Genomic DNA, 537 nt, shown 5'->3' with positions numbered 1-537 from the left:
ACGGCCTTGGCGAAGGTGATCATGTCGGGCTGGTAGTCGTAGGCCGAGGCGCCGAAGTAGTGCCCCAGGCGGCCGAACGCGCAGATGACCTCGTCGGAGACCAGCAGCACGTCGTACTTGTCGCAGATCTCGCGCACGCGCTGGAAGTAGCCGGCCGGGGCGGGGAAACATCCGCCCGCGTTCTGCACCGGCTCCAGGAACACCGCGGCGACCGTCTCGGGTCCCTCGAACTGGATCATCTGCTCGATGCGGTCGGCGGCCCACAGCCCGAACTCCTCGGGCGTACCACCCCCGAAGCCCGACTCCTCGGCCCGGTAGTAGTTCGTGTTCGGTACGCGGAAACCGCCCGGGGTGACGGGTTCGAACATGTGCTTCATCACGGGCAGCCCGGTGATCGCCAGGGCGCCCTGCGTCGTGCCGTGATAGGCGATCGCGCGCGAGATGACCTTGTGCTTGGTGGGCTTGCCTTGCGTCTTCCAGTACTGCTTGGCGAGCTTGAAGGCCGTCTCGACCGCCTCCCCGCCGCCGGTGGAGAAG

1 protein-coding gene is annotated in these 537 nt (G+C 67.2%); it reads right to left on the bottom strand.

All coding sequences use genetic code 11. The features are described 5' to 3' along the window. The coding region (locus tag NS220_RS18990; protein ID WP_153004393.1) for an aminotransferase class III-fold pyridoxal phosphate-dependent enzyme at positions 1–537 on the bottom strand (537 nt) is incomplete at both ends.

Source organism: Microbacterium testaceum, from assembly GCF_001476655.1.
Taxonomy (GTDB): Bacteria; Actinomycetota; Actinomycetes; order Actinomycetales; family Microbacteriaceae; genus Microbacterium; species Microbacterium testaceum_C.
This window is presented reverse-complemented; position numbering and strand designations above follow the sequence as displayed.